This is a genomic window from Streptomyces sp. NPDC030165 (genome assembly GCF_055573595.1).
In genome coordinates, this window is record NZ_JBVIBD010000001.1 from 300,287 (window position 1) to 325,456 (window position 25,170).

24 protein-coding genes are annotated in these 25,170 nt (G+C 71.7%); 2 read left to right on the plus strand and 22 right to left on the minus strand.

Translation table 11 applies throughout. The annotated features are described in order from the left end of the window. The first annotated feature begins 4 nt into the window (after positions 1-4). Entirely contained in the window at positions 5-1,186 is a 1,182-nt protein-coding gene (locus ACZ4Z1_RS01330; protein ID WP_468484515.1) for a hypothetical protein, read from the plus strand. Positions 1,187-1,256: 70 nt separating this feature from the next. Here ACZ4Z1_RS01330 and metK read toward each other — a convergent pair whose 3' ends face one another. The 13 genes from metK to pyrR all read right to left on the minus strand — a co-directional run bounded on the left by metK (position 1,257) and on the right by pyrR (position 15,876). Then, entirely contained in the window at positions 1,257-2,480 is a 1,224-nt protein-coding gene (metK, locus tag ACZ4Z1_RS01335) for a methionine adenosyltransferase (protein ID WP_468484516.1), read from the minus strand. 204 nt (positions 2,481-2,684) lie between these two features. After that, positions 2,685-3,983: a bifunctional phosphopantothenoylcysteine decarboxylase/phosphopantothenate--cysteine ligase CoaBC gene (gene coaBC / locus ACZ4Z1_RS01340; protein ID WP_468484848.1), complete on the minus strand. Its 1,299-nt coding sequence runs from the start codon at positions 3,981-3,983 to the stop codon at positions 2,685-2,687. Between the two features lie 290 nt (positions 3,984-4,273). Continuing rightward, entirely contained in the window at positions 4,274-4,546 is a 273-nt protein-coding gene (rpoZ, locus tag ACZ4Z1_RS01345) for a DNA-directed RNA polymerase subunit omega (RefSeq protein WP_003982715.1), read from the minus strand. Positions 4,547-4,584: 38 nt separating this feature from the next. Continuing rightward, the gene (gene gmk / locus ACZ4Z1_RS01350; RefSeq protein ID WP_468484517.1) at positions 4,585-5,178 is read right to left on the minus strand and encodes a guanylate kinase; all 594 of its coding nucleotides are present in this window, start codon (positions 5,176-5,178) and stop codon (positions 4,585-4,587) included. Positions 5,179-5,216: 38 nt separating this feature from the next. Then, positions 5,217-5,540, minus strand: coding sequence for an integration host factor (locus tag ACZ4Z1_RS01355; RefSeq protein WP_365842196.1), 324 nt, complete (start codon positions 5,538-5,540; stop codon positions 5,217-5,219). A gap of 192 nt (positions 5,541-5,732) precedes the next feature. Then, complete coding sequence (gene pyrF / locus ACZ4Z1_RS01360) at positions 5,733-6,647, minus strand: orotidine-5'-phosphate decarboxylase (protein WP_468484518.1); 915 nt, start codon at positions 6,645-6,647, stop codon at positions 5,733-5,735. Further along, positions 6,644-7,753, minus strand: a complete 1,110-nt coding sequence (locus ACZ4Z1_RS01365) for a quinone-dependent dihydroorotate dehydrogenase (RefSeq protein ID WP_468484519.1) — start codon at positions 7,751-7,753, stop codon at positions 6,644-6,646. Before ACZ4Z1_RS01365 ends, pyrF begins: the two co-directional genes overlap by 4 nt. Positions 7,754-7,849: 96 nt before the next feature. Beyond that, entirely contained in the window at positions 7,850-11,161 is a 3,312-nt protein-coding gene (gene carB / locus ACZ4Z1_RS01370; protein ID WP_468484520.1) for a carbamoyl-phosphate synthase large subunit, read from the minus strand. After that, positions 11,154-12,335 (minus strand): glutamine-hydrolyzing carbamoyl-phosphate synthase small subunit, encoded by a 1,182-nt coding sequence (gene carA / locus ACZ4Z1_RS01375; protein ID WP_468484521.1) that lies wholly within the window; start codon positions 12,333-12,335, stop codon positions 11,154-11,156. Before carA ends, carB begins: the two co-directional genes overlap by 8 nt. After that, the gene (locus tag ACZ4Z1_RS01380) at positions 12,332-12,922 is read right to left on the minus strand and encodes a PH-like domain-containing protein (RefSeq protein WP_468484522.1); all 591 of its coding nucleotides are present in this window, start codon (positions 12,920-12,922) and stop codon (positions 12,332-12,334) included. The genes carA and ACZ4Z1_RS01380 overlap by 4 nt, the downstream gene beginning before the upstream one ends. Beyond that, entirely contained in the window at positions 12,919-14,214 is a 1,296-nt protein-coding gene (locus ACZ4Z1_RS01385) for a dihydroorotase (RefSeq protein ID WP_468484523.1), read from the minus strand. The genes ACZ4Z1_RS01380 and ACZ4Z1_RS01385 overlap by 4 nt, the downstream gene beginning before the upstream one ends. Before the next feature lie 2 nt (positions 14,215-14,216). After that, a complete protein-coding gene (locus ACZ4Z1_RS01390; protein ID WP_468484524.1) occupies positions 14,217-15,206 on the minus strand; it encodes an aspartate carbamoyltransferase catalytic subunit in 990 nt (329 codons plus the stop codon). 94 nt (positions 15,207-15,300) lie between these two features. After that, complete coding sequence (gene pyrR, locus ACZ4Z1_RS01395; protein ID WP_468484525.1) at positions 15,301-15,876, minus strand: bifunctional pyr operon transcriptional regulator/uracil phosphoribosyltransferase PyrR; 576 nt, start codon at positions 15,874-15,876, stop codon at positions 15,301-15,303. A 222-nt stretch (positions 15,877-16,098) separates the two neighbouring features. Here pyrR and bldD point away from each other — a divergent pair, with 222 nt between their 5' ends. Beyond that, positions 16,099-16,599 carry a transcriptional regulator BldD gene (gene bldD / locus ACZ4Z1_RS01400; protein ID WP_003982726.1) on the plus strand — a complete coding sequence of 167 codons (501 nt, stop codon included), beginning with the start codon at positions 16,099-16,101 and terminating at the stop codon, positions 16,597-16,599. Positions 16,600-16,819: 220 nt separating this feature from the next. Here the strand turns inward: bldD and nusB are convergent, their stop codons facing one another. The 9 genes from nusB to ACZ4Z1_RS01445 form a co-directional block, all read right to left on the minus strand. Beyond that, the gene (nusB, locus tag ACZ4Z1_RS01405) at positions 16,820-17,257 is read right to left on the minus strand and encodes a transcription antitermination factor NusB (RefSeq protein ID WP_468484526.1); all 438 of its coding nucleotides are present in this window, start codon (positions 17,255-17,257) and stop codon (positions 16,820-16,822) included. Positions 17,258-17,259: 2 nt separating this feature from the next. Then, positions 17,260-17,826: an elongation factor P gene (efp, locus tag ACZ4Z1_RS01410; RefSeq protein WP_468484527.1), complete on the minus strand. Its 567-nt coding sequence runs from the start codon at positions 17,824-17,826 to the stop codon at positions 17,260-17,262. A 65-nt stretch (positions 17,827-17,891) separates the two neighbouring features. Continuing rightward, a complete protein-coding gene (locus ACZ4Z1_RS01415) occupies positions 17,892-18,998 on the minus strand; it encodes an aminopeptidase P family protein (RefSeq protein ID WP_468484528.1) in 1,107 nt (368 codons plus the stop codon). Between the two features lie 602 nt (positions 18,999-19,600). Beyond that, a complete protein-coding gene (locus tag ACZ4Z1_RS01420; protein ID WP_468484529.1) occupies positions 19,601-20,452 on the minus strand; it encodes an AAA family ATPase in 852 nt (283 codons plus the stop codon). Positions 20,453-20,719: 267 nt separating this feature from the next. After that, entirely contained in the window at positions 20,720-21,157 is a 438-nt protein-coding gene (aroQ, locus tag ACZ4Z1_RS01425; protein ID WP_468484530.1) for a type II 3-dehydroquinate dehydratase, read from the minus strand. Next, positions 21,154-22,245, minus strand: a complete 1,092-nt coding sequence (aroB, locus tag ACZ4Z1_RS01430) for a 3-dehydroquinate synthase (protein ID WP_468484531.1) — start codon at positions 22,243-22,245, stop codon at positions 21,154-21,156. Before aroB ends, aroQ begins: the two co-directional genes overlap by 4 nt. Further along, positions 22,242-22,823 carry a shikimate kinase gene (locus ACZ4Z1_RS01435; RefSeq protein WP_468484532.1) on the minus strand — a complete coding sequence of 194 codons (582 nt, stop codon included), beginning with the start codon at positions 22,821-22,823 and terminating at the stop codon, positions 22,242-22,244. The genes aroB and ACZ4Z1_RS01435 overlap by 4 nt, the downstream gene beginning before the upstream one ends. Further along, complete coding sequence (gene aroC / locus ACZ4Z1_RS01440; RefSeq protein WP_468484533.1) at positions 22,820-24,004, minus strand: chorismate synthase; 1,185 nt, start codon at positions 24,002-24,004, stop codon at positions 22,820-22,822. The genes ACZ4Z1_RS01435 and aroC overlap by 4 nt, the downstream gene beginning before the upstream one ends. Before the next feature lie 153 nt (positions 24,005-24,157). Further along, entirely contained in the window at positions 24,158-24,997 is an 840-nt protein-coding gene (locus ACZ4Z1_RS01445; protein WP_468484534.1) for a shikimate dehydrogenase, read from the minus strand. Positions 24,998-25,170 lie beyond the last annotated feature (173 nt).

Here is a 25,170-nt window from a genome sequence, read left to right on the forward strand (position 1 = left end):
AAAGATGAGTTCGGGTCACAAGACCTTCACCATGTTCGTCACGGTGATCGGCGAACTGCTTGTCGCGATCGCCGGGCTGGCGCTGGGCTGGCAGCCGTTCTGGCTGTGGCCCGTGCTGTTCGTCTCTCTACTGGCCGGGGCGGTCGTGGCCTTCGTGGTCACCGACCGCAGAAAGCCGTTGATTCCGCGGGAGGCACTCCCCGACCCCGACCTGCCGATCCCGCCCCGCGAGCCGCAGGAACGTTTCGTCACCGATGTGGCACTGCCCAGTCAGTCACCTGACTACGACTTTCTCTTCTCCGCCCGCATCCGCTGGGCCGTCCTCGACGACTCCGGGTACGGGCCCCCGGTGAGCCCCGGCGGCCTGGCCGTGAGCGCGATACTGGAGCGCGCCCGCGCCGTCACGGCTCAGCAGTTGCCGCTCCGGTGTTCGCTGACCCAGCATCAGCTGGGTGGCGTGCTGGGCACCATGGAAGGCGATGCCTCCGGCCGTGTCCTGGCGATGGCCGACAACGTCACACTGACTCTGAGCGAGCCCGACCGTGACCGGCTGAGCAAGCTGTCGACCGTGCGCAAGGACGAGGCCGTCTGGGAGCACGAGCGCAAGTACGAGAAGAGCAAACGCGCTTATCTGGGTGACGACGTCCTCAAGGATCCTGGCAGCGCCGTCGTCTGGTACCTGTCCCGGAACGAGGACGCGATCGAGCACACCGTCGACCTGATCGGCACCCTCACCCGGCTCGCCGGAGCAGCCAACACCCGGGACTTCCCCGAACGTGTCGAGGAGCCGGAAGCACCGCCGACCGACGAAGACCGCCCCCACCTCGCGGGGGAAGACCATGGGCTCGCCTCGGAAGACGGCGAACCGAGCCCCGGTTCCGGAACGGTCGGTTGTGTCAGCCTCCTGCTGGAGGAGCTGGGCATTCCCGACACACCGGAAGGCGCGATGCTGGCCCAGCGCTTCGCGGAGTACATCGCCGAGTGTTCCGCCCCCGTCGCGGCCGAAGCCGCGGCAGCCGTCCGCGGCCATTTCGCTCCGCCCGCTCCCCCGCCGTACGAGAACACGGTCCGGGAGGACGACAGCCTGGCGTCCGAGGCCACCGCGGCCGAACAGCCTTCCGCCGAAGATCCCCAGCCCGGGCCGGCCTTTCCTCAAGAGCCGCCGTTCCCGGACGAGCAGAACTGAAGCGTCGGCCCCCATGCGAGAGGCCCGCCCCGGAAAGGGGCGGGCCTCCGACGCTGTGGGATCAGGAGCCTTACAGCCCCGCAGCCTTCTTCAGCGCCTCCACCCGGTCCGTCCGCTCCCAGGTGAAGTCGTCCAGTTCGCGGCCGAAGTGGCCGTAGGCGGCGGTCTGGGCGTAGATGGGGCGCAGCAGGTCGAGGTCGCGGATGATGGCGGCCGGGCGGAGGTCGAAGACCTCGGCGATGGCGTTCTCGATCTTGTCGACGTCGACGGTGGCGGTGCCGAAGGTCTCGACGAACAGGCCCACCGGCTCGGCCTTGCCGATGGCGTAGGCGACCTGGACCTCGCAGCGGGCGGCCAGCCCGGCCGCTACGACGTTCTTGGCGACCCAGCGCATGGCGTAGGCGGCCGAGCGGTCGACCTTGGACGGGTCCTTGCCGGAGAAGGCACCGCCGCCGTGGCGGGACATGCCGCCGTACGTGTCGATGATGATCTTGCGGCCGGTGAGGCCGGCGTCGCCCATCGGGCCGCCGATCTCGAAGCGGCCGGTGGGGTTGACCAGCAGGCGGTAGCCGTCGGTGTCCAGCTTGATGCCGTCCTCGACGAGCTGGTTGAGGACGTGCTCGACGACGAACTCGCGGATGTCGGGTGCGAGCAGGGAGTCGAGGTCGATGTCCGACGCGTGCTGCGAGGAGACGACGACGGTGTCGAGGCGGACGGCCTTGTGGCCGTCATACTCGATGGTGACCTGGGTCTTGCCGTCGGGGCGCAGGTAGGGGATGGTCCCGTTCTTGCGGACCTCGGACAGGCGCTTGGAGAGGCGGTGCGCGAGGTTGATCGGGAGCGGCATCAGCTCCGGGGTCTCGTCGCAGGCGTAGCCGAACATCAGGCCCTGGTCGCCCGCGCCCTGCTTGTCCAGCTCGTCACCCTCCTCACCTGCGGCGGCACCCTCGACGCGCTTCTCGTAAGCGGTGTCGACACCCTGGGCGATGTCCGGGGACTGCGCGCCGATGGAGACGGAGACGCCGCAGGAGGCGCCGTCGAAGCCCTTCTTGGACGAGTCGTAGCCGATCTCCAGGACCTTGTTGCGCACGAGGTTGGGGATGTCGGCGTACGCCTTCGTCGTCACCTCGCCGGCCACGTGGACCAGGCCGGTGGTGATCAACGTCTCGACGGCGACCCGGGAGGCCGGGTCCTCCTTCAGGAGGGCGTCGAGAATGGTGTCGCTGATCTGGTCAGCGATCTTGTCGGGGTGACCCTCGGTGACGGATTCCGAGGTGAACAGGCGGCGGGACACATCGCTCCCTGGGGTTGCAGCGGCTGCTGGCTGATCATTGGCGGAAAGGCCGAGAGCTGCGCTCGGCGCGATCCGGGGCCAGTTTATCGGTCATGAGCGGCGTTCGGGCACGCAGTCTCGATTTATGGACCCGCCGTGACCTGGGACACCTTGCCGGAGAGAGGAAGATCTCGTTCCGGCAACGGCCCCGAGAGGGGTTTCCGATCATGGGGTGGGCGGGGTGGAAGGGGCCCGGGAGGCGGTCAGGCGGGGGGCCACGAGGTCCCAGATCCGGTCCGAGAGGGCTTCCTTCGGGCCGTACGGTACGGGGGTCTCGGCGCCGTCGGCGGCCAGGATCACCGCCTCGTTCTCCGCCGACCCGAACGCCTTGTGGTCGCCGACCTCGTTGACGACCAACAGGTCGCACCCCTTCCGGGTGAGTTTGGCGCGACCGTTGGCGAGGACATCGTCGGTCTCGGCGGCGAAGCCGACGATCACCTGGCCGGGGCGGGGGCGGTCCGCTGAGATCTCGGCGAGGATGTCCGGGTTGCGGACCAGGGCCACCGGCTCGGGCTCCTGGCCGTCCTTCTTCTTGATCTTGCCGGTGGCGTACGCGGCGGGGCGGAAATCGGCCACGGCGGCCGCCATGACCACCGCGTCGGCGTCCGCGGCGGCCTTCAGCACGGCCTCGCGCAGTTGGACGGCCGTACCGATGTGGACCACGTCCACACCGGCCGGGTCGGGCAGCTCGCTGTTGCCGGCGACGAGAGTGACGCGGGCGCCGCGGGCCACGGCCGTACGGGCGAGCGCGTACCCCTGCTTGCCGGAGGAACGGTTGCCCAGGAAGCGGACCGGGTCGAGGGGCTCACGGGTGCCGCCCGCGCTGATGACGACGTGCCGGCCGGCGAGGTCCCGGGTGAGGCCGAGCGGGCCGCGGGCCAGCACGCGGCGGCAGGTCTCGAAGATCTCGGACGGATCGGGGAAGCGGCCCTTGCCGGTGTCCACGCCGGTCAGCCGGCCGACGGCGGGCTCGATGACGACGGCGCCGCGGCGGCGCAGCGTGGCGACGTTCTCCTGGGTGGCCGGGTGCTCCCACATCTCGGTGTGCATCGCCGGGGCGAAGATCACCGGACATCGTGCGGTGAGGAGGGTGTTGGTCAGCAGGTCGTCCGCCAGGCCGTGGGCGGCCTTGGCCAGCAGGTCGGCGGTGGCGGGGGCCACCACGACCAGGTCGGCGGACTGGCCGATGCGGACGTGCGGGACCTCGTGGACCGTCTCCCAGACCTCGGTGGAGGCCGGGTTCCCGGAGAGCGCGGCCCAGGTGGCCTCGCCGACGAAGTGCAGGGACGCCGCGGTCGGCACGACCCGGACGTCGTGCCCGGACTCGGTGAGCCGGCGCAGCAACTCGCACGCCTTGTACGCGGCGATGCCGCCGCTGACTCCGAGGACGACCCTGGGACGACGCGCCGGGCCACTCCCCTGGGCCACGTCGGCCCCACCAGCCGGGCCACCCGCCTGCGCCATCTCGGCACCGTCCGCCAAGCCGCCGCCCCGCGCCGCCTCGGCCCCGCCGGCCGGACCGCTCCCCCGCGCCACGTCCGCTCCACCCGCCGGACCGGCGGCCCGCCGCGACTCTGTCGGCTGCTCCATCGCGTTCTCTCCCCACGCCGTGGGTTCCGTCCCCTGCGGGGTGCGGACCCGGTTGGTTACCTGTCCCATGACACACCAAGGGCCCGGCAGCGGCGCTGCCGGGCCCTTGGTGAAGGCATCGGGACGGAATCCTCAGGACGCCGTACCGCTCGACGCCGCACTGCTCACTGAGCCGGGCCCTCGACGGCCTCGGAGGTCAGCAGGCCCGCGTTGATCTCACGGAGCGCGATGGACAGGGGCTTCTCGTGGACGTGGGTGTCGACCAGCGGGCCGACGTACTCCAGCAGGCCCTCGCCGAGCTGCGAGTAGTACGCGTTGATCTGACGGGCGCGCTTGGCGGCGTAGATCACGAGGCTGTACTTCGAGTCGGTGGCCTCAAGAAGCTCATCAATCGGCGGGTTGATGATGCCCTCGGGCGCGGTGATGGAAGAGGACACTCTCTGCCTTCCGAAGGGGGGGTAAACCGGTGTAAAGATCAAAGAACCTTCATCAAGGCTAGCAGCTCACGGCTGACGTCCTCGACGGAGGTGTTGACCAGGGTCTCGTCGAACTCGGTCTCGGCGGCCAGCTCGACCTTGGCGGCCGCCAGGCGGCGCTCGATGACCTCGGGTGCCTCCGTGCCCCGGCCGGTGAGCCGGCGGACCAGCTCGTCCCAGCTCGGCGGGGCCAGGAAGACCAGCTGGGCCTCCTTCATGGACTCGCGGACCTGCCGCGCGCCCTGGAGGTCGATCTCCAGCAGGACCGGCTCGCCGGCCTCCAGGCGGTCCTGGACGGCCTTGCGCGGTGTGCCGTAGCGGTTGCCCGCGAATTCGGCCCACTCCAGCAGTTCCCCGTTGGCGACGAGCTTGTCGAATTCCTCGTCGTCCACGAAGAAGTACTGGACGCCGTGCCGCTCCCCGGGGCGCGGCTTGCGCGTGGTGGCCGACACCGAGAGCCAGACCTCGGGGTGGACCTTGCGCAGATGGGCGACGACCGTGCTCTTGCCGACCCCGGAGGGGCCGGAGAGCACGGTCAGCCGCGGACGGGCGTCCGGGGATACGGGGGACGTCCCCCGAGGTGTTGCAGCCATACGGCGATTATTCCAGTTCCCCGGCAGTGCCAGAGAACTCAGCCGGCTTTCTCGCCGAACTCTCGCTCAAGTGCGGCGATCTGGTTGGTGCCCAGGCCGCGCACCCGGCGGCTCTCGGAGATACCCAGCCGCTCCATGATCTGCTTGGCGCGGACCTTGCCCACGCCGGGCAGGGACTCCAGGAGAGCGGAGACCTTCATCTTGCCGATGACGTCGTTCTCCTGGCCCTGCTTGATGACGTCATGAAGGGAGGCGCCGGAGTTTTTGAGCCGATTCTTGACCTCGGCGCGCTCCCGGCGAGCCGCGGCGGCCTTCTCGAGCGCGGCTGCGCGCTGTTCAGGGGTAAGGGGCGGAAGAGCCACGCCTACGTCACCTCGGATGTCGAACTGTCGGATAAGGACCGGTGTGGAACCTAGTCGCCCCGCATCTGCGGAGCAACGAGCAACGCGCTTACGTGCACTGCTCTCGTCGGAGACTAGCGGCATGGGCGCTCCGAGTCAGCGAGAACAGACGAAAAGTCCTGGTCAGACTCTGCTGACCAGGACATAACGGGACTAAAGTCCCTGCCGTTCGACCGCTGTGCGCACCTCGTCGGCACATCCGAAGGCGGCCTCGCGAAGTGCGGCGACCTCAGGACCGTGCCGCAGCACCCCCCGGCTGACGCTCGGCACGACGTTGCGGACCGCGTCCCCGAAGACCCGCGGGAGGTCCGCCGGGGTCGCGCCCTGCGCGCCGATACCGGGCGCGAGCAGCGGACCACCGGTCGCCAGGTCGTACGCGGACAGGTCGCCGAGCGTGGCGCCGACGACGGCCCCGTACGAGCCCAGCTCCCCCCGGGAGGCGGCGTCGGCGTTCTCCGCCTTCAGGTGCCCCAGGACGGTCGCGGCGACGGTACAGCCGTCGGCCCGTACCGCGTGCTGGACCTCCTGCCCCTCGGGATTCGAGGTCAGCGCGAGGGCGAACAGGCCGCAGCCGTTCTCCCGGGCCAGCTCGACGGCCGGGCGCAGCGACCCGAAGCCCAGGTACGGGCTGACCGTGACCGCGTCGGAGAACAGCGGGGAGGCCGGGTCCAGGTAGGTGGCGGCGTACGCGGCCATGGTGGAACCGATGTCGCCGCGCTTGGCGTCCATCAGCACGAGGGCACCGGCCTCGCGGGCCGCCGCGACAGTCTCCTCCAGGACGGCGATGCCGCGCGAGCCGAAGCGCTCGAAGAAGGCGGACTGCGGCTTGAGGACGGCGACGCGGTCGGCCAGCGCCTCGACGACGGTGCGCGAGAAGGCCGCCAGGCCCGCCACGTCGTCGCTCAGGCCCCAGTCGGCCAGCAGCGCGGCGTGCGGGTCGATGCCGACGCAGAGCGGGCCGCGCTCGTCCATGGCGCGGCGCAGGCGCACGCCGAAGGGGAGACACGCACGCTCCGGCCCGGAGGGCCTCGTCGAGGGGCGGTGACCGGGCGAGGGGCTGGCCGTCATGCGGAGACCTTCCTGTGCTCGGCGCCCACGGCGTCGGCGAGGGTGGCGTACGGGCTGTTGCGCAGGCGGGCGGCGAGGCCCTTGTGGATGGCGCGGGCGTAGAACGGGCCCTCGTAGATGAAGGCGCTGTAGCCCTGTACGAGCGTGGCACCGGCGAGGATGCGCTGCCAAGCGTCCTCGGCGTTCTCGATGCCGCCGACACCGACCAGGGTGACGCGGTCGCCGACACGAGCGTACAGGCGGCGCAGCACCTCCAGGGAGCGCGCCTTGACCGGGGCGCCCGACAGTCCGCCGGTCTCCTGGACCAGGGCCGGGTCGGAGGCCAGGCCGAGGCTCTCGCGGGCGATGGTGGTGTTGGTGGCGATGATGCCGTCCAGGCCCAGCTCCACGGCGAGGTCGGCGACCGCGTCCACGTCCTCGTCGGCGAGGTCCGGGGCGATCTTGACCAGCAGCGGGACGCGCCGCCCGGTGACGGTGCGGTCGGCCGCCTCGCGGACCGCGGCGAGCAGCGGGCGCAGGTGGTCGACGGCCTGGAGGTTGCGCAGGCCGGGGGTGTTCGGCGAGGAGACGTTGACGACCAGGTAGTCGGCGTGGGCGGCGAGGCGCTCCGTGGAGGTCACGTAGTCGGCGATCGCCTGGTCCTCGGGGACGACCTTGGTCTTGCCGATGTTGACGCCCAGCGTCGTGCGGAAGACCGGGCTGCGGGCCGCCAGACGGGCCGCCACGGCCGCCGAACCGTCGTTGTTGAAGCCCATCCGGTTGATGAGCGCGCGGTCCGGTACGAGGCGGAACAGACGCTTCCTGGGGTTGCCGGGCTGCGGCTCGGCGGTGACCGTGCCGATCTCGACGTGGTCGAAGCCGAGCATGGCCATGCCGTCGATCGCGACGGCGTTCTTGTCGAAGCCGGCGGCCAGCCCGAAGGGTCCGTGCATCCGGCGGCCCAGGGCCTCGACGCGCAGCTCCTTGTAGCGGGGGGCCAGGACGGCCGCGGCGAAGGTGCGCAGCACCGGCACGCGCGCGGCCAGCCGGATCCAGCGGAAGGCCAGGTGGTGGGCCTTCTCCGGGTCCATGCGGCGGAAGATCAGGTTGAAGAAGAGGGAGTACACGAGCGGGCGGGCCTTCCGCGGGTCGAAAGAGGCGGGATGGAGAGGTGGGGCGCATGAGGAGGGGGACACCGCGGCGGTGTCCCCCTCCGGGTGGCCCTACTCCTCGCGGGCCGCGGTCAGCTGCCGCGCGTGTTCCTGCAGGGAGCGCACGCCCACGTCGCCGCGGGACATCGCCTCGATGCCCTGGACGGCGGCGGCCAGCGCCTGGACCGTGGTCAGGCACGGGACGGCGCGGGCGACGGCCGCGGTACGGATGTCGTAGCCGTCCAGGCGGCCGCCGGTGCCGTACGGCGTGTTGACGATGAGGTCGACCTCGCCGTCGTGGATGAGCTGGACGATGGTCTTCTCGCCGTTCGGGCCCTCGCCCTCGCTCTTCTTGCGCACCACGGTGGCGTTGATGCCGTTGCGGCGCAGCACCTCGGCGGTGCCGGAGGTGGCGAGCAGCTCGAAGCCGTGGGCGACCAGTTCGCGCGCCGGGAAGATCATCGAGCGCTTGTCGCGGTTGGCGACGGAGACGAACGCGCGGCCCTTGGTGGGCAGCGCGCCGTACGCGCCGGCCTGCGACTTGGCGTACGCCGTGCCGAAGACCGAGTCGATGCCCATGACCTCGCCGGTGGAGCGCATCTCCGGGCCCAGCACGGTGTCCACGCCGTGCCCCGCGGCGTCGCGGAAGCGCGACCAGGGCATGACGGCCTCCTTGACGGAGATCGGCGAGTCCAGCGGCAGCGTGCCGCCGTCACCGCTCTTCGGCAGCATGCCCTCGGCGCGCAGCTCGGCGACGGTGGCGCCCAGCGAGATCCGGGCGGCGGCCTTGGCCAGCGGTACCGCGGTGGCCTTCGAGGTGAAGGGCACGGTGCGCGAGGCGCGCGGGTTGGCCTCCAGCACGTACAGGATGTCGCCGGCCATCGCGAACTGGATGTTGATCAGTCCGCGCACGCCGACGCCCTTGGCGATGGCCTCGGTGGAGGCGCGCAGCCGCTTGATGTCGTAACCGCCGAGCGTGATGGGCGGCAGCGCGCACGCGGAGTCGCCGGAGTGGATGCCGGCTTCCTCGATGTGCTCCATGACGCCGCCGAGGTAGAGCTCGTGGCCGTCGTAGAGGGCGTCCACGTCGATCTCGATGGCGTCGTCCAGGAAGCGGTCGATGAGGACCGGGTGCCGGTCGATGAGGCCGGCGTGCCGCTCCAGGTACTCCCCCAGCGACGGCTCGTCGTAGACGATCTCCATGCCGCGGCCGCCCAGGACGTAGGACGGCCGGACCATGACCGGGTAGCCGATCTCGGCGGCGATGCCCTTGGCCTCCGCGAAGGAGTAGGCGGTGCCGTACTTGGGGGCGGGCAGGCCCGCGTCGGTCAGCACCTGGCCGAACGCGCCGCGCTCCTCGGCCAGGTCGATGGCCTCCGGCGAGGTGCCGACGATCGGTACGCCGTTGTCCTTGAGCGCCTGGGCCAGGCCCAGCGGGGTCTGGCCGCCGAGCTGGACGACGACGCCGGCGACCGGGCCCGCCTGCTGCTCGGCGTGCACGATCTCCAGGACGTCCTCCAGGGTGAGCGGCTCGAAGTAGAGCCGGTCGGAGGTGTCGTAGTCGGTGGAGACGGTCTCCGGGTTGCAGTTGACCATGACGGTCTCGTAGCCCGCCTCGGACAGCGCGAAGGAGGCGTGCACGCAGGAGTAGTCGAACTCGATGCCCTGGCCGATGCGGTTCGGGCCGGAGCCCAGGATGATCACGGCGGGCTTCTCGCGCGGCGCGACCTCGCTCTCCTCGTCGTAGGACGAGTAGAAGTACGGGGTCTTCGCGGCGAACTCGGCGGCGCAGGTGTCCACCGTCTTGTAGACGGGGCGGACGCCGAGCGCGTGCCGGACCTCGCGGACGACGTCCTCGGTCAGGCCGCGGATCGCGGCGATCTGGGCGTCGGAGAAGCCGTGCCGCTTGGCGTACGCCAGGACCTCGGGGCCGAGCTGGTCGGCGGCCGCGATCTCGTCGGCGGTCTCCTTGACCAGGAAGAGCTGGTCGACGAACCACGGGTCGATCTTCGTGGCGTCGAAGACCTCCTCGGGGGTGGCGCCGGCCTGGATGGCCTGCATGACGGTGTTGATCCGGCCGTCGGTGGGGATCTCGGCCTTCACCAGCAGCTCGGCCTTGTCGCCCGGGTCGCCGGTGAAGTCGAACTGGCTGCCCTTCTTCTCCAGCGAGCGCAGCGCCTTGTTCAGCGCCTCGGTGAAGTTACGGCCGATGGCCATGGCCTCGCCGACCGACTTCATGGTGGTGGTCAGCCGGGCGTCCGCCGCCGGGAACTTCTCGAAGGCGAAGCGCGGGACCTTGACGACGACGTAGTCGAGGGTGGGCTCGAAGGACGCCGGGGTCTGCTCGGTGATGTCGTTGGGGATCTCGTCGAGGGTGTAGCCCACCGCGAGCCGGGCGGCGATCTTCGCGATCGGGAAGCCGGTGGCCTTGGAGGCGAGCGCCGAGGAGCGCGAGACGCGCGGGTTCATCTCGATGACGATGACCCGGCCGTCGACGGGGTTGACGGCGAACTGGATGTTGCAGCCGCCGGTGTCCACGCCGACCTCGCGGATCACGGCGATGCCGATGTCGCGCAGGGTCTGGTACTCGCGGTCGGTGAGCGTCATCGCCGGGGCGACGGTGATGGAGTCGCCGGTGTGCACGCCCATCGGGTCGAAGTTCTCGATGGAGCAGACGACCACGACGTTGTCGTTCTTGTCGCGCATCAGCTCCAGCTCGTACTCCTTCCAGCCGAGGATGGACTCCTCCAGGAGCACCTCGGTGGTCGGCGACAGGGCCAGGCCCTGGCCGGCGATGCGGCGCAGCTCCTCCTCGTCGTGGGCGAAGCCGGAGCCGGCGCCGCCCATGGTGAAGGAGGGGCGGACGACGACCGGGTAGCCGCCCAGCTCCTCGACGCCCTTCAGGACGTCGTCCATGGTGTGGCAGATGTAGGAGCGCGCGGACTCGCCGTGGCCGATCTTGCGGCGGACGGCCTCCACGACCTCCTTGAACAGGTCGCGGTCCTCACCCTTGTTGATCGCCTCGACGTTGGCGCCGATCAGCTCGACGCCGTACTGCTCCAGGGTGCCGGACTCGTGCAGCGAGATCGCGGTGTTCAGCGCGGTCTGGCCGCCCAGGGTGGGCAGCAGGGCGTCCGGCCGCTCCTTGGCGATGATCTTCTCGACGAACTCCGGGGTGATCGGCTCGACGTACGTGGCGTCGGCGATCTCCGGGTCGGTCATGATCGTGGCCGGGTTGGAGTTGACCAGGATGACCCGCAGGCCCTCGGCCTTCAGGACCCGGCACGCCTGGGTGCCGGAGTAGTCGAACTCGGCTGCCTGGCCGATGACGATCGGGCCGGAGCCGATGACCAGGACGGACTGGATATCGGTGCGCTTAGGCACGCTGGCCCTCCATGAGCTGGACGAAGCGGTCGAACAGGTAGGCCGCGTCGTGCGGACCCGCGGCGGCCTCGGGGTGGTACTGGACGCTGAAGGCCGGCCGGTCGAGGAGCTGGAGCCCCTCCACCACGTTGTCGTTGAGGCACACGTGGGAGACCTCGGCGCGGCCGTAGGGGGTCTCGGAGACCTGGTCGAGCGGCGCGTCCACGGCGAAGCCGTGGTTGTGCGCGGTGACCTCGACCTTGCCGGTCGTACGGTCCTGCACCGGCTGGTTGATGCCGCGGTGCCCGTACTTCAGCTTGTACGTGCCGAAGCCCAGCGCGCGGCCGAGGATCTGGTTGCCGAAGCAGATGCCGAACAGCGGCGTGCCGCGCTCCAGCACGCCCCGCATGACGGAGACGGGGTGGTCGGCGGTGGCCGGGTCGCCCGGGCCGTTGGAGAAGAACACGCCGTCCGGCTGGACCGCGTACACGTCCTCGACGGTGGCGGTGGCGGGCAGCACGTGCACCTCGATGCCGCGCTCGGCCATGCGGTACGGGGTCATGCCCTTGATACCCAGGTCGACCGCGGCGACGGTGAAGCGCTTGGTGCCCTGCGCGGGCACGACGTACGTCTCCTTGGTGGCCACCTCGACGGACAGGTCGGCGCCCTTCATCTGCGGGGCCGACTGCACCTTGGCCAGCAGCGCCGCCTCGTCGGCGAGGCCGGTGCCGGCCGGGCCGTCGAGCGCCGGGCCGGAGAAGATGCCGACCCGCATCGCGCCGCGTTCGCGCAGGTGGCGGGTGAGCGCGCGGGTGTCGATGCCGCTGATGCCGACGACGCCCTGGGCGGCCAGTTCGTCGTCGAGGGTGCGGGCGGAGCGCCAGTTGGACGGGGTGCGGGCGGGGTCGCGTACGACGAAGCCGGACACCCAGATGCGGGCGGACTCCGGGTCCTCGTCGTTGACGCCCGTGTTGCCGATGTGCGGGGCGGTCATGACGACGACCTGGCGGTGGTACGAGGGGTCGGTCAGGGTCTCCTGGTAGCCGGTCATGCCGGTGGAGAACACCGCCTCGCCGAAGGTCTCCCCCACGGCCCCGTAGGCGCGGCCGCGGAAGCTGCGGCCGTCCTCCAGGACGAGTATGGCGACAGGCGCCGCCCTCCTCTGCGAGGCGTTCCCCTGGTTGGAGGTCGTCATCGTGCGCCTTCCGTTGCAGTGGTCTTGCTGATCTTGTTGTTCTTGCTGGCCAGGTCGGTCAGAGCGGCGACCCATGTGGTGTGTTCGGCGGCCCGGTCGGACCGGAATCCGGAGTCGATCTCCTTCTCACCGTGCGCCCAGGTGATCACCAGCAGGCCGCCCTCGGGCAGGACCTTGCCGGCGATGCCCTTGTCCAGGCGGCCTCCGCGCAGCGCCGCCGCCGGGACGAAGAAGTCCTGCGCGCCGGGCCGTACGACCTCGACGCCGGCGTCCGTCAGGGTCAGCTCGGCGCGGCTGCGGGTGCCCAGGCCACGCGCGACGATGCGGTCCAGCCACTGCCCGGCGGTGGTCGAGCCGTGATAGCGGCCGGTCATCGTCAGCAGCGGCTCCCCGGCGTCCTCGGGGGCCGAGGGCAGCTCGGGCAGGTCGCCCTGGAGGGTGCCGCGCCACTTCCAGCCCTCGCGCATCAGCCAGTACAGGAGCGCGACGAACAGGAGCAGTCCGACGACCCAGCCGATCCGGGCCGCCCAGTCGGTGACCTCGGCGGACTTCTGCTCGGCTGCCAGTTGGATGATTGAAGATGTCACGCCAGTTTCCCGTCCACGACCGTTGCCCGGCCCCGCAGGAAGGTGTGGGTCACGCGACCCGGCAGCTCACGGCCCTCGTAGGGCGTGTTGCGGCTGCGGGAGGCGAAGCCCGCGGGGTCCACGGGTCCACGGTATGCCGGATCGAGCAGCGTGAGGTTGGCGGGCTCGCCAGGCGAGACGGGGCGGCCGTGGCCCCGGAGACGGCCGATCCCGGCGGGCCGGAAGGACATCCGGTCGGCGACGCCGGCCCAGTCGAGCAGGCCGGTGTCGACCATCGTGTGCTGGACGACGGACAGCGCCGTCTCCAGGCCGACCATGCCCATGGCGGCCGCGCCCCACTCGCAGTCCTTGTCCTCGTGCGGGTGCGGGGCGTGGTCGGTGGCGACGCAGTCGATGGTGCCGTCGGCCAGCGCCTCGCGCAGCGCGAGCACGTCGGCCTCGGTACGCAGCGGCGGGTTCACCTTGTAGACGGGGTTGTAGGACCGTACGAGCTCGTCGGTCAGCAGCAGGTGGTGCGGGGTGACCTCGGCAGTGACGTTCCAGCCCTTGGACTTGGCCCAGCGGACGATCTCGACGGACCCGGCGGTGGACAGGTGGCAGATGTGCACCCGCGAATCGACGTGCGCGGCGAGCAGCACGTCCCGCGCGATGATCGACTCCTCGGCCACCGCCGGCCAGCCGGCCAGGCCCAGCTCGGCGGAGACGATGCCCTCGTTCATCTGGGCGCCCTCGGTCAGCCGGGGCTCCTGGGCGTGCTGGGCGATCACGCCGTCGAAGGCCTTCACGTACTCCAGCGCGCGGCGCATGATCACCGCGTCGTCCACGCACTTGCCGTCGTCGGAGAAGACCCGCACGCCCGCGGCGGAGTCGTGCATGGCGCCCAGCTCGGCGAGCTTCTTGCCCTCCAGGCCGACGGTGACCGCGCCGACCGGCTGCACGTCGCAGTAACCGGACTCCTTGCCCAGGCGCCAGACCTGTTCCACGACACCGGCGGTGTCCGCGACAGGGAAGGTGTTGGCCATCGCGTGTACGGCGGTGAAGCCACCGACGGCGGCGGCCTTGGTGCCGGTCAGGACGGTCTCGGAGTCCTCGCGGCCCGGCTCGCGCAGGTGGGTGTGGAGGTCGACCAGGCCGGGCAGCAGGATCTGGCCCGCGGCCTCGACGACGGTGGCGCCCTCGGCGCTGGAGACGGTCGGACCGGTGCCGACGGCGGTGATCACACCGTCGGTGATCAGGACGTCCTGCGCCTCGCCACCCAGGACCTTCGCCCCGCGAATCAGCGTCTTGCTCATGATTACTTGCTCTCCTCGGTACGCGCGGCGGCGGTGGGGGCGGTGGTGGTGACGGCGGGTTCGTTCCCGCCCAGCAGCAGGTACAGGACGGCCATCCGGATGCTGACGCCGTTGGCCACCTGCTCGACGGCGGTGCAGCGCGGCGAGTCGGCGACCTCGGCGGTGATCTCCATGCCACGGTTCATCGGGCCGGGGTGCATCACGATCGCGTGGTCGGGCATCCGGCCCATGCGGTCGCCGTCGAGGCCGTAGCGCCGGGCGTACTCCCGCTCGGTGGGGAAGAAGGCGGCGTTCATCCGCTCGCGCTGGACGCGCAGCATCATCACCGCGTCCGACTTGGTCAGCACCGCGTCGAGGTCGTAACTGACCTCACAGGGCCACCGCTCGACACCGACCGGCACCAGCGTGGGCGGCGCGACCAGCGTCACCTCGGCGCCCAGCGTGGTCAGCAGGTGGACGTTGGAGCGGGCGACGCGGCTGTGCAGGATGTCGCCGACGATGGTGATGTGGCGGCCGGAGAGGTCCTGGCCCGCGCCGTCGGTCAGGTGCCGGCGCATGGTGAAGGCGTCCAGCAGCGCCTGGGTGGGGTGCTCGTGCGTACCGTCGCCGGCGTTGACGACCGAGCCGCCGATCCAGCCGGAGGTGGCCAGGCGGTGCGGGGCGCCGGAGTCGCCGTGCCGGATGACGACGGCGTCCGCGCCCATCGCCTCCAGGGTCAGCGCGGTGTCCTTCAGCGACTCGCCCTTGGAGACGGACGAGCCCTTCGCGGAGAAGTTGATGACGTCCGCCGACAGCCGCTTGGCGGCGGCCTCGAAGGAGATGCGGGTGCGCGTGGAGTCCTCGAAGAAGAGGTTGACGACGGTGCGTCCGCGCAGGGTGGGGAGCTTCTTGATCGGCCGGTCCGCCACCCGGGCCATCTCCTCGGCGGTGTCGAGGATCAGGACGGCGTCGTCGCGGGTGAGGTCGGCGGCCGAGATGAGGTGACGCTTCATCCGGTTATCTCCGTGAGTGATGGAGGTGTACGGGTATGTCCGTCGAGCAGGCATGACGGGCGGCCCGGTCGCACCGGGTCCGTCCAGGGGTGTGCTACTGCTCGCCGGCCGGGGCGGTCTGCTTGACACCGAGCAGCACGGCGTCGCGGCCGTCCTCCTCGGTGAGCAGGACCTTGACCGTCTCCCGCAGCGACGTGGGGAGGTTCTTGCCCACATAGTCGGCGCGGATCGGCAGCTCGCGGTGGCCGCGGTCGACGAGGACCGCCAGCTGCACGGCGCGCGGCCGGCCGATGTCGTTCAGGGCGTCGAGGGCGGCGCGGATCGTCCGCCCGGAGAAGAGCACGTCGTCGACGAGGAGGACCACGCGGTTCTCGATGCCGTCACCGGGGATGTCGGTACGCGCGAGGGCGCGGGCCGGGCCCAGGCGGAGGTCGTCGCGGTACATGGTGATGTCGAGCGAGCCGACCGGGATCGTGCGGCCGGTGATCTCTTCGAGTTTGGCGGCCAGCCGACGGGCGAGGAAGACGCCGCGGGTGGGGATGCCGAGGAGCACCACGTCGTCGGCGCCCTTGGCGCGTTCGACGATCTCGTGGGCGATGCGGGTGAGCATGCGCGTGATGTCCGGCCCTTCGAGGACCGGACGCGCAGCGTTGGAGCTGGGGGCGTCCATGACGAACGGACCTCCTTCTCCGCCTCACAGGACGGACTTTAAAGGACGTCGGGGTTACGCCGTTCACGGTACCAGGAGCTGCGGCGGAGTCCGAGCGCACCCCTTCGGGGCCACCGTGTGACTCATTCGGCTTGACGATGCCGAATTACGCTGCGTAACCTCACAGTGAGTTACCAGCCGCGCGGCCCGCGCCGCACGTCTACACAGCGTCCGGGGAGCTTTATGTCCAGCGAATACGCCAAACAGCTCGGGGCCAAGCTCCGCGCCATCCGCACCCAGCAGGGCCTCTCTCTCCACGGTGTCGAGGAGAAGTCCCAGGGCCGCTGGAAGGCCGTCGTGGTGGGCTCGTACGAGCGCGGCGACCGTGCCGTGACCGTGCAGCGCCTGGCCGAGCTGGCCGACTTCTACGGGGTTCCGGTGCAGGAACTGCTGCCGGGTACGACCCCGGGCGGCGCGGCCGAGCCGCCGCCGAAGCTGGTCCTGGACCTGGAGCGGCTGGCCCACGTCCCCGCCGAGAAGGCCGGCCCGCTACAGCGCTACGCCGCCACGATCCAGAGCCAGCGCGGTGACTACAACGGCAAGGTGCTCTCGATCCGCCAGGACGACCTGCGCACCCTCGCGGTGATCTACGACCAGTCGCCCTCCGTGCTGACCGAGCAGCTGATCAGCTGGGGCGTGCTGGACGCCGACGCGCGCCGCGCGGTGCAGCACGAGGACATCTGACCGTACGGGCGTCACCTGCAGAAACGTACCGCCGCTTCCGATCGCATCGGGAGCGGCGGTTTTCTATGTCCGCACCGGTGTCCGTGCCCGCACTGCCGGACGCGGCTGGTGCGCGCCCCGGCACAGGCTCCGGCCCGGCCCCGGCCCCGGTGAGCATCCCGGCATGCGGAAAGGCCCGGAGCATCGTGCGCTCCGGGCCCTTTCACGATCCACCGCCGCCTTACCGCGCTTCGTCGCGCCGCAGGCTGGGCTTCAGTTCCTTCAGGCGGGCCAGCAGGCCGTTGACGAAGGCCGGGGATTCGTCCGTGGAGAACTCCTTGGCCAGCTGTACCGCTTCGTCGATCGCCACGGCGTCCGGCGTCTCGTCCACCCAGATCAGCTCGTACGCGCCGAGCCGCAGGACGTTGCGGTCGACCGTCGGCATCCGGTCCAGCGTCCAGCCGACGGAATAGGAGGAGAGCAGCTCGTCGATGCGCTCGACGTACTCCGCGTACCCCTCGACCAGTTGCAGGGTGTACTCGTTGACCGGCGGCTGCCGCGGGTCGGTCCGGGCGTGCCGCATCCAGTCCGCCAGCACGGACTGCACGTCGGCACCGCGCTGATCGGCCTCGAAGAGGATCTGGAAGGCGCGCTTACGGGCCTTGTTGCGGGCGGCCACGGTTAGCTGTTCACCCGGCCGAGGTACTCGCCGGAGCGGGTGTCGACCTTGATCTTCTCACCGGTCGTGATGAAGAGCGGCACCTGGATCTGGTGGTCGGTCTCCAGCGTGGCGGGCTTGGTGCCACCGGTGGAGCGGTCGCCCTGGACGCCCGGCTCGGTCTCCTTGATGACCAGCTCGACGGCGGCCGGCAGCTCGACGTAGAGCACCTCGCCCTCGTGCTGCGCCACGACGGCCTCGAAGCCTTCGAGCAGGTAGTTGGCGGCGTCGCCGACGGTCTTGCGGTCGACGTGCAGCTGGTCGTAGGTGTCCATGTCCATGAAGACGAAGTACTCGCCGTCCATGTACGAGAACTGCATCCCGCGCTTGTCGACGTTGGCCGTCTCGACCTTCACGCCGGCGTTGAAGGTCTTGTCCACCACCTTGCCGGACAGCACGTTCTTGAGCTTGGTACGGACAAAGGCGGGGCCCTTGCCGGGCTTGACGTGCTGGAACTCGACGACGGACCAGAGCTGGCCGCCTTCGAGCTTGAGCACCATGCCGTTCTTGAGGTCGTTCGTGGAAGCCACGGTTGCGGAATCTCCTGGACTGCGGGTGGTGGGACCCCGGGCGCACACGCCGAACCGCATACGGTTCAGAGCGCGAGCAGCTCCTTGGTCGTGATCGTGAGTAGCTCGGGTCCGCCGTCCGCCTCGGGGCGGACGACGAGTGTGTCGTCGATCCGGACACCGCCACGGCCCGGGATGTGAACCCCCGGATCGACGGTGACCGGCACGCAAGCGTCCAGTTTACCCATGGCCGCAGGTGACAGCCGAGGGTCCTCGTCGATTTCGAGTCCCACGCCGTGTCCGGTACCCGGCCCCAGGCGCTCGCCGTGGCCCGCGCCGACCAGCACCTGACGCGCCGCCCGGTCCACCTCACGGCACTCCACACCCGGCGCCAGCGTCTCCCGGCCGGCCCGCTGGGCTGCGAAAACGAGATCGTACAGCTCGATCTGCCAGTCCGCGGGCGTGGTGCCGATGACGAACGTACGGCCGATCTCGCAACGGTAACCCCGGTAGTTCGCGCCCAGGTTGACGGACAGGAAGTCGCCTTCCTCGACCCGCCGGTCGGTGGGCAGATGTCCGGGCCGTCCCGAATGGGGACCGGAGGCGACCGAGGTGGCGAAGGCGGGGCCGTCCGCGCCGTGGTCGACCAGGCGGCGCTCCAGCTCCAGGGCGAGGTGCCGCTCCGTACGGCCCACCAGGATCGACTCCAGCAGCTCACCGAGGGCCTGGTCGGTGATCTCGGCGGCGATCCGCAGGCAGGCGATCTCCTCGTCGTCCTTGACGATCCGCTGCGCCTCGACGGCGCGGGCCAGGTCGGCCAGCCGCAGCTGCGGGGCGACCTGGGTCAGCGCCCGGTGCCGGGCGACCGTGAGGTGGTGCTCCTCGACGGCCAGCGAGCCCGCTCCGGCCCGCGCGGCCTGGTCGGCGGCGGCCACGACCGGGTCGCCGTCCCGGGTGGGCAGCTCGGAGACCCGCAGCTCCTCGGCGGGCCGCCCCTCCGAGGGATCACCGCTCAGCGGCCCCCCGGTCAGCAGGAGGTCGTCGGCGGGCCCGAGCAGCAGGGCCGCGCCGGGCGGCGCGCAGCCGGTGAGGTAGCGGACGTTGGCAGGACGCGAGATCAGCGCCGCGGCGCTGCCGGCGGCGACGCAGCGGTCGCGCAGCCGCGTACGCCGGGCCGAGTAGAGCTCGGACATGCACCGAGCGTACGGGCCCCGGCCTGGCCCGGCCGGTCGGGCGGGTCCGGCCGGGGGACCGCCCGACGGGGGCCGCGGGGGAAGACCGCCGGGGGTCGCCGGGAGGACCGCCCGGGGAGGGGAGACCGCCGGAGCTTCCGGGAGGACTGCCGGGGGCGCCGGGAAGACCGTGGAGGAAAACCGCCGGAAGCCGCCGGGAGGACCGCGGAGGGGGAGAAACCGCCGGGGTCGCCGGACGGGTCGGGCCGGACGGGTCGGGCCGAGCGGGTCTGGCCGAGCGGGCGGCTCTACGGGGTAAATCGAACGTGATCGTCCCCCCAATGGGGGAATACCCGGAGGGGGCGGCCGCAACCTCGGGAACTCGGCGCCTCGGCGCCTTTCGTGAGCCCGGGACTTCAGGCGCCCGGAGCCTCAGGCGTCCGGAGCCTCACGTCCCGGGATCGGCGCACCGGTCCCGGCATCGGGCCGGGAACCCTGCATCGGTCCGGGAGAAGCCTGCATCGAACCGGAAGCCCGGCATCCGTCCAGGGCCCGGCATCCGTCCGGAACCCCGGCCTCGGACACTGCACCGGCACGGCCGGACCACGGACCGTCTCCGTCCCCTACCAGCTCGGCGGGCTCGCGATGCTCCGGGCGACCACGTCGTCCAGAAGGCGGGCCGTGGTGGGCACGTCGTGCGCCGAGTTGTCGATGATGGGCAGGCCGGAGCCGTACCAGCCCGCCATCCGGCCGTGGATGCGGGCGACCTCCTCGTCGGAGAGGCGCCGGTTGCCCGTACGGCGGGCGTTGCGCTCCAGGACGATCTCCAGGCCCGGCAGCAGCACGATCGGCAGCAGCCCGGGGCCGACGTGGCGCTTCCAGCCGCCGAGGCCGATGACCGGGCGGTCCGGGAAGACGGCGTCGTCGAGGATGCAGGAGATGCCGTTGGCGAGGAAGTTGCGGGCCGCGAAGCCGCAGGTGCGGCGGGCCAGGCGGTACTGCGCCTCGGAGTGGTCGTTCCAGCCCGACTGCGGGTCGGCGAAGCCGGAGCGTACCCATTCGCGGACGTCGTCCAGGCTGATGTGCGCGGTGGGCACCCGCCGGGTGTCGGCCCAGTGCCGGGCGACGCTGGTCTTGCCGGCGCCGGCCGGGCCGATGAGCAGCACGGCCACGGCGGCGTGCGTCGCGTCCTGCGCCGAGGTGCCGGCGGGCGGGCTGGGCAGTGGGACGGGGGCGCCGGGGGGGAGCTGGATGTGCCCGGTGGCCTCGGCGGGCGGCGGCGCGGTCGGCGCGCCGTGCGGCGGTGCGGTCGGCGGCGGGGGCGCGGGCCAGCCGGGTGCGGGCGGCGCGGCCTGCGGCTGGTGCTGATGCGGCGGTATGGGGTGGCCGGGGCCGGGTGCCGGGCTCATCGCGGCTGTCCGGCCCGGCACCGGTCCGTGAGGCGGTGGCAGCGGAGTCCCCCCTGCGTGCTGCATCCGGTGGCTCTCCGTCTCGTGCGGTCGAATCTCGTGGGCCGCCCGCGACGTGCGGAGTGCTCGCGGTACGGGGTGGGGCTTTCGTCCGTACGGTGCTAGCGCGTCCGGTGCGCCGGGCGTCCGGCCCGGGTGGGCCGAGGTGGTTGTCCGGCGAACGGTACCCAAAGAAGGTGGCCGCAGTCCTCCCCCGGCAGGGGAGGCCGGTGTCCCCCGGCCGTCGGACCGGCGACGGCCGGGGGCGGCGCGGCGTGTGCCGAGGGGCCGCGCTCAGCCGGTGGGTTCGGCGGCCAGTGCGCGCAGCGCGAGTTCGTAGGAGCCGATGCCGAAACCGGCGACGGTGCCGCTGGCCACCGCCGCGATCACGGAGGTGTGGCGGAACTCCTCGCGGGCGTACGGGTTGGAGATGTGCACCTCGATCAGCGGCGCGGTGCGCTGGGCGGCGGCGTCCCGCATGGCGTACGAGTAGTGCGTGAACGCACCGGGGTTGATGACGACCGGAACCGATCCGTCCGCCGCCTCGTGCAGCCAGCGCACCATCTCGCCCTCGTCGTTGGTCTCCCGGACTTCCGCCGCGAAGCCCAGCTCCTTGCCGAGCGCGGTGCACCGTTCCACCAGACCGGCGTAGGAGGTGGCGCCGTACACGTCGGGTTCGCGGGAGCCGAGCCGGCCGAGGTTGGGCCCGTTGAGGACCAGGACGCGCCTCATGCGGCGATCTCCGCGTGGGCGGCGAGCAGCATCGCCGGGTCCGGGCCCTCCAGGACGGTGGGCTTGGCCAGGCCGTCCAGGACGATGAAGCGCAGCCGGTCGCCGCGCGTCTTCTTGTCGACCTTCATCGTCTCCAGCAGCTTGGGCCACTGGTCGCCGCGGTAGGTCAGCGGCAGGCCGACCGAGCCCAGCACGGCGCGGTGCCGGTCGGCGGTGGCGTCGTCCAGCCGGCCGGCGATGCGGCCCAGTTCGGCGGCGAAGACCATGCCGACGGAGACGGCGGCGCCGTGCCGCCAGTTGTAGCGCTCGTTCTTCTCGATGGCGTGCGCCAGGGTGTGCCCGTAGTTGAGGATCTCGCGCAGCCCGGATTCCTTGAGGTCGGCGGAGACGACCTCGGCCTTGACCCGGATGGCGCGCTCGATCAGCTCGGCGGTGTGCGGCCCGTCGGGGCGCTTGGCGGCCTCGGGGTCGGACTCGATCAGGTCCAGGATCGCCGGGTCGGCGATGAAGCCGGCCTTGATGACCTCGGCGAGCCCGGAGACGTAGTCGTGGACCGGCAGGGAGTCCAGCGCGGCCAGGTCGCACAGCACACCGGCCGGCGGGTGGAAGGCGCCGACCAGGTTCTTGCCCTCGGCGGTGTTGATGCCGGTCTTGCCGCCGACCGCGGCGTCCACCATGCCGAGCACGGTGGTCGGTACGGCGATCCAGCGCACCCCGCGCAGCCATGTCGCGGCGACGAAGCCCGCGACGTCGGTGGTGGCGCCGCCGCCGACGCCCACGATCACGTCGGTGCGGGTGAAGCCGGTCTGGCCCAGCGCCTTCCAGCAGTACGCGGCGACCTCGGCGGTCTTGGCCTCCTCGGCGTTGGGCAGCTGGACGGCGACGGCCTCGTAGCCCTGGCCCGCCAGATCCTCGCGCAGCGCCTCGCCGGTGGCGGCCAGCGCCTCCGGGTGCAGCACGGCGACGCGCTTGGCCTTCTTGCCGATCAGGCCCGCCAGCTCGCCCAGCAGCTGCCGGCCGACCAGGACCTCGTACGGGTCGGTGCCCGCGGTACCGCCGACCTGGATGCGGGTGGCCTGCTCCGTCACGGGTGTTCCTCTCTCCCGGGCGTGCCGGGGGCCGCGGCGTCCGCCGCCGGCGCCCCGGCCTCCGATGGTGTGTGTAGCTGCAACGCGTCCAGTACGGCGTCGGCGACCTCTTCGGGCGTCCGGCTGTCCGTGGCGACCACGGCCCGCGCGACCTCCGTGTACAGCGGGCGGCGCGCCTCCATCAGCTCGCGCCACCGCCGGCGCGGGTTGACGGCGAGCAGTGGGCGCGGTGCGTCCAGCCCCACGCGCCGTACGGCGTCGGCCAGTTGGACGTCCAGGAAGACGACCGGCAGGCCGGACAGCAGGGCGCGGGTGCCCTCGTCCATGATCGCGCCGCCGCCCAGCGAGAGCACCCCGGGGTGGCTCTCGACAGCGGCCCGTACGGCGTGGCGCTCCAGCTCACGGAAGTGCGGCTCGCCGTGATCGATGAAGATCTCCGGAATGGGCTTGCCCGCGCCCGCCTCGATGTCCGCGTCGGTGTCGCGGTATCCGGTGCCGAGCCGCTCGGCCAGCAGGGCCCCCACGGTGGACTTCCCCGCGCCCGGGGGACCCACCAGCACCACGAGCGGCGGCGTCACCTGATCGCCAGGCCGTCGAGGAAGGACCGCACGTTGCGGCGGGTCTCCGGCACGCTGTCGCCGCCGAACTTCTCCGCCACCGCGTCCGCCAGCACCAGCGCCACCATCGCCTCCGCGACGATGCCGGCCGCGGGGACCGCGCACACGTCCGAGCGCTGGTGGTGCGCCTGCGTGGCCTCGCCGGTGGCGACGTCGACGGTGGCCAGCGCGCGCGGCACGGTCGCGATGGGCTTCATCGCGGCCCGTACGCGCAGCAGCTCGCCGGTGGTCAGACCGCCCTCGGTGCCGCCGGAGCGGCCGGTGGTGCGCCGGATGCCCTCGTCGGTGGAGACGATCTCGTCGTGCGCCTGGGAGCCGGACACCCGGGCCAGGTCGAAGCCGTCGCCGACCTCGACGCCCTTGATCGCCTGGATGCCCATGAGGGCACCGGCCAGCCGCGCGTCCAGCCGCCGGTCCCAGTGGACGTGCGAGCCGAGGCCCACCGGCACGCCGTACGCCAGCACCTCGACGACGCCGCCGAGGGTGTCACCGTCCTTGTGGGCCTGGTCGATCTCGGCGACCATCGCCGCGCTCGCCTCGGGGTCCAGGCAGCGCACCGGGTCGGCGTCCAGCCGCTCCACGTCGGAGGGCTTGGGCACGATGCCGTACGGGGCCTTGGCCGCGGCCAGCTCGACCACGTGCGAGACGATCTCGATGCCGGCCGTCTCCTTGAGGTAGGAGCGGGCGACCGTGCCGAGCGCGACGCGGGCGGCGGTCTCCCGGGCGGAGGCGCGCTCCAGGATCGGGCGGGCCTCGTCGAAACCGTACTTCTGCATCCCGGCCAGGTCCGCGTGGCCGGGGCGGGGGCGGGTCAGCGGGGCGTTACGGGCCAGTTCGGCCAGCTCCGCCGGATCGACCGGGTCGGCCGCCATGACCTTCTCCCACTTGGGCCACTCGGTGTTGCCCACCATGATCGCGACGGGTGAGCCCAGGGTGAGCCCGTGCCGGACGCCGCCGAGGAAGGTGACCTCGTCGCGCTCGAACTTCATGCGGGCACCGCGGCCATAGCCGAGCCGGCGACGGGCCAGGGCGTCCGCCACCATGTCCGTGGTGATCGGGACGCCGGCCGGAAGGCCCTCCAGCGTCGCCACGAGTGCGGGGCCGTGCGACTCCCCCGCCGTCAGCCAGCGCAACCTGCTCAACGATGCTCCTCATGTCCTGCTACTGCGCGAACAGTCTTCCCCTGATCCTCCCACGTCCGCCCGGGCGGCCCGCTTCCCGTCCGGAAAACGGACCGGTGCCCGGGACAGGCCGGCCGTGCGCAGGAGCCCCGGGGCGCAGCCGCAGGTGCCGGGTCACCGCCCGGCGAGCGCCGCCTCCCCCGCCGCGCGCATCGCCTCCAGAGGCGCGGGGGACAGCCCCGTCATCTGCTCCACCTGCAGTACGGCCTGATGGACGAGGAGGTCCAGACCGCCCACGACCGCTCCGCCGCGGGCGCCCCACGCCGTGGCCAGGGTGGTCGGCCACGGCTCGTACAGCACGTCGAAGAGGGTGCCGGGCTGTTCGGGCACGGCGATGGCCAGCGCGTCGGTGGTCCCGGCCGGGGTGGTGGCGATCACCAGGGGCGCCTCGAAGGCGGCGGCCGCCTTCGACCAGTCGGCCGTACGGACGGCCACGCCGAGCCGCTCGCCCCAGCCGCGCATCTCCGCGGCCCGCGCCTCGCTGCGTACGTAGGCGGTCACCTCGCCCTCGCAGATCCGGGACAGGGCCGCGAGCGCGGAGGAGGCGGTGGCGCCGGCGCCCAGGATCGCGGCGTGTTCGACCTGCCGCACACCGCGTTCACACAGGGCGGCCAGCATGCCGGGGATGTCGGTGTTGTCGCCCATGCACCGGCCGTCATCGGTGAAGACGACGGTGTTGACGGCCTCGACGGAGGCGGCGGTGTCGCTGATCCCGTCCAGCAGCGGAATCACCGCGCGCTTGAGCGGCATGGTCAGGGAGAGCCCGGCCCAGTCGCCGTCCAGCCGCGCCATGAACCCGGGCAGCGCGGCCTCGTCGACCTCGTGCCGGCCGTACTCCCAGCCGGTCAGACCCAGTTCGGCATAGGCGGCCCGGTGCAGGACCGGGGAGAGGGAATGGGCGATGGGCGACCCGAGGACCGCCGCACGGTGTCGGCCCTGGACTTCACTGGACATGCTGCTCCTCAGCTCGGACCCGCGAAACGATAGACGAACCGTCGCGCGGCGGCCGGGGCGCCCCCGGCCCGGGGGGGGGACCCCCCACGCCACCAGCAAGCCCAAGGGGCCCACGACCCATCCGTTGTTCTTTTTTCCCTCTCCCCCCCACCTCCCTTTTCTCCTTGTTGGGT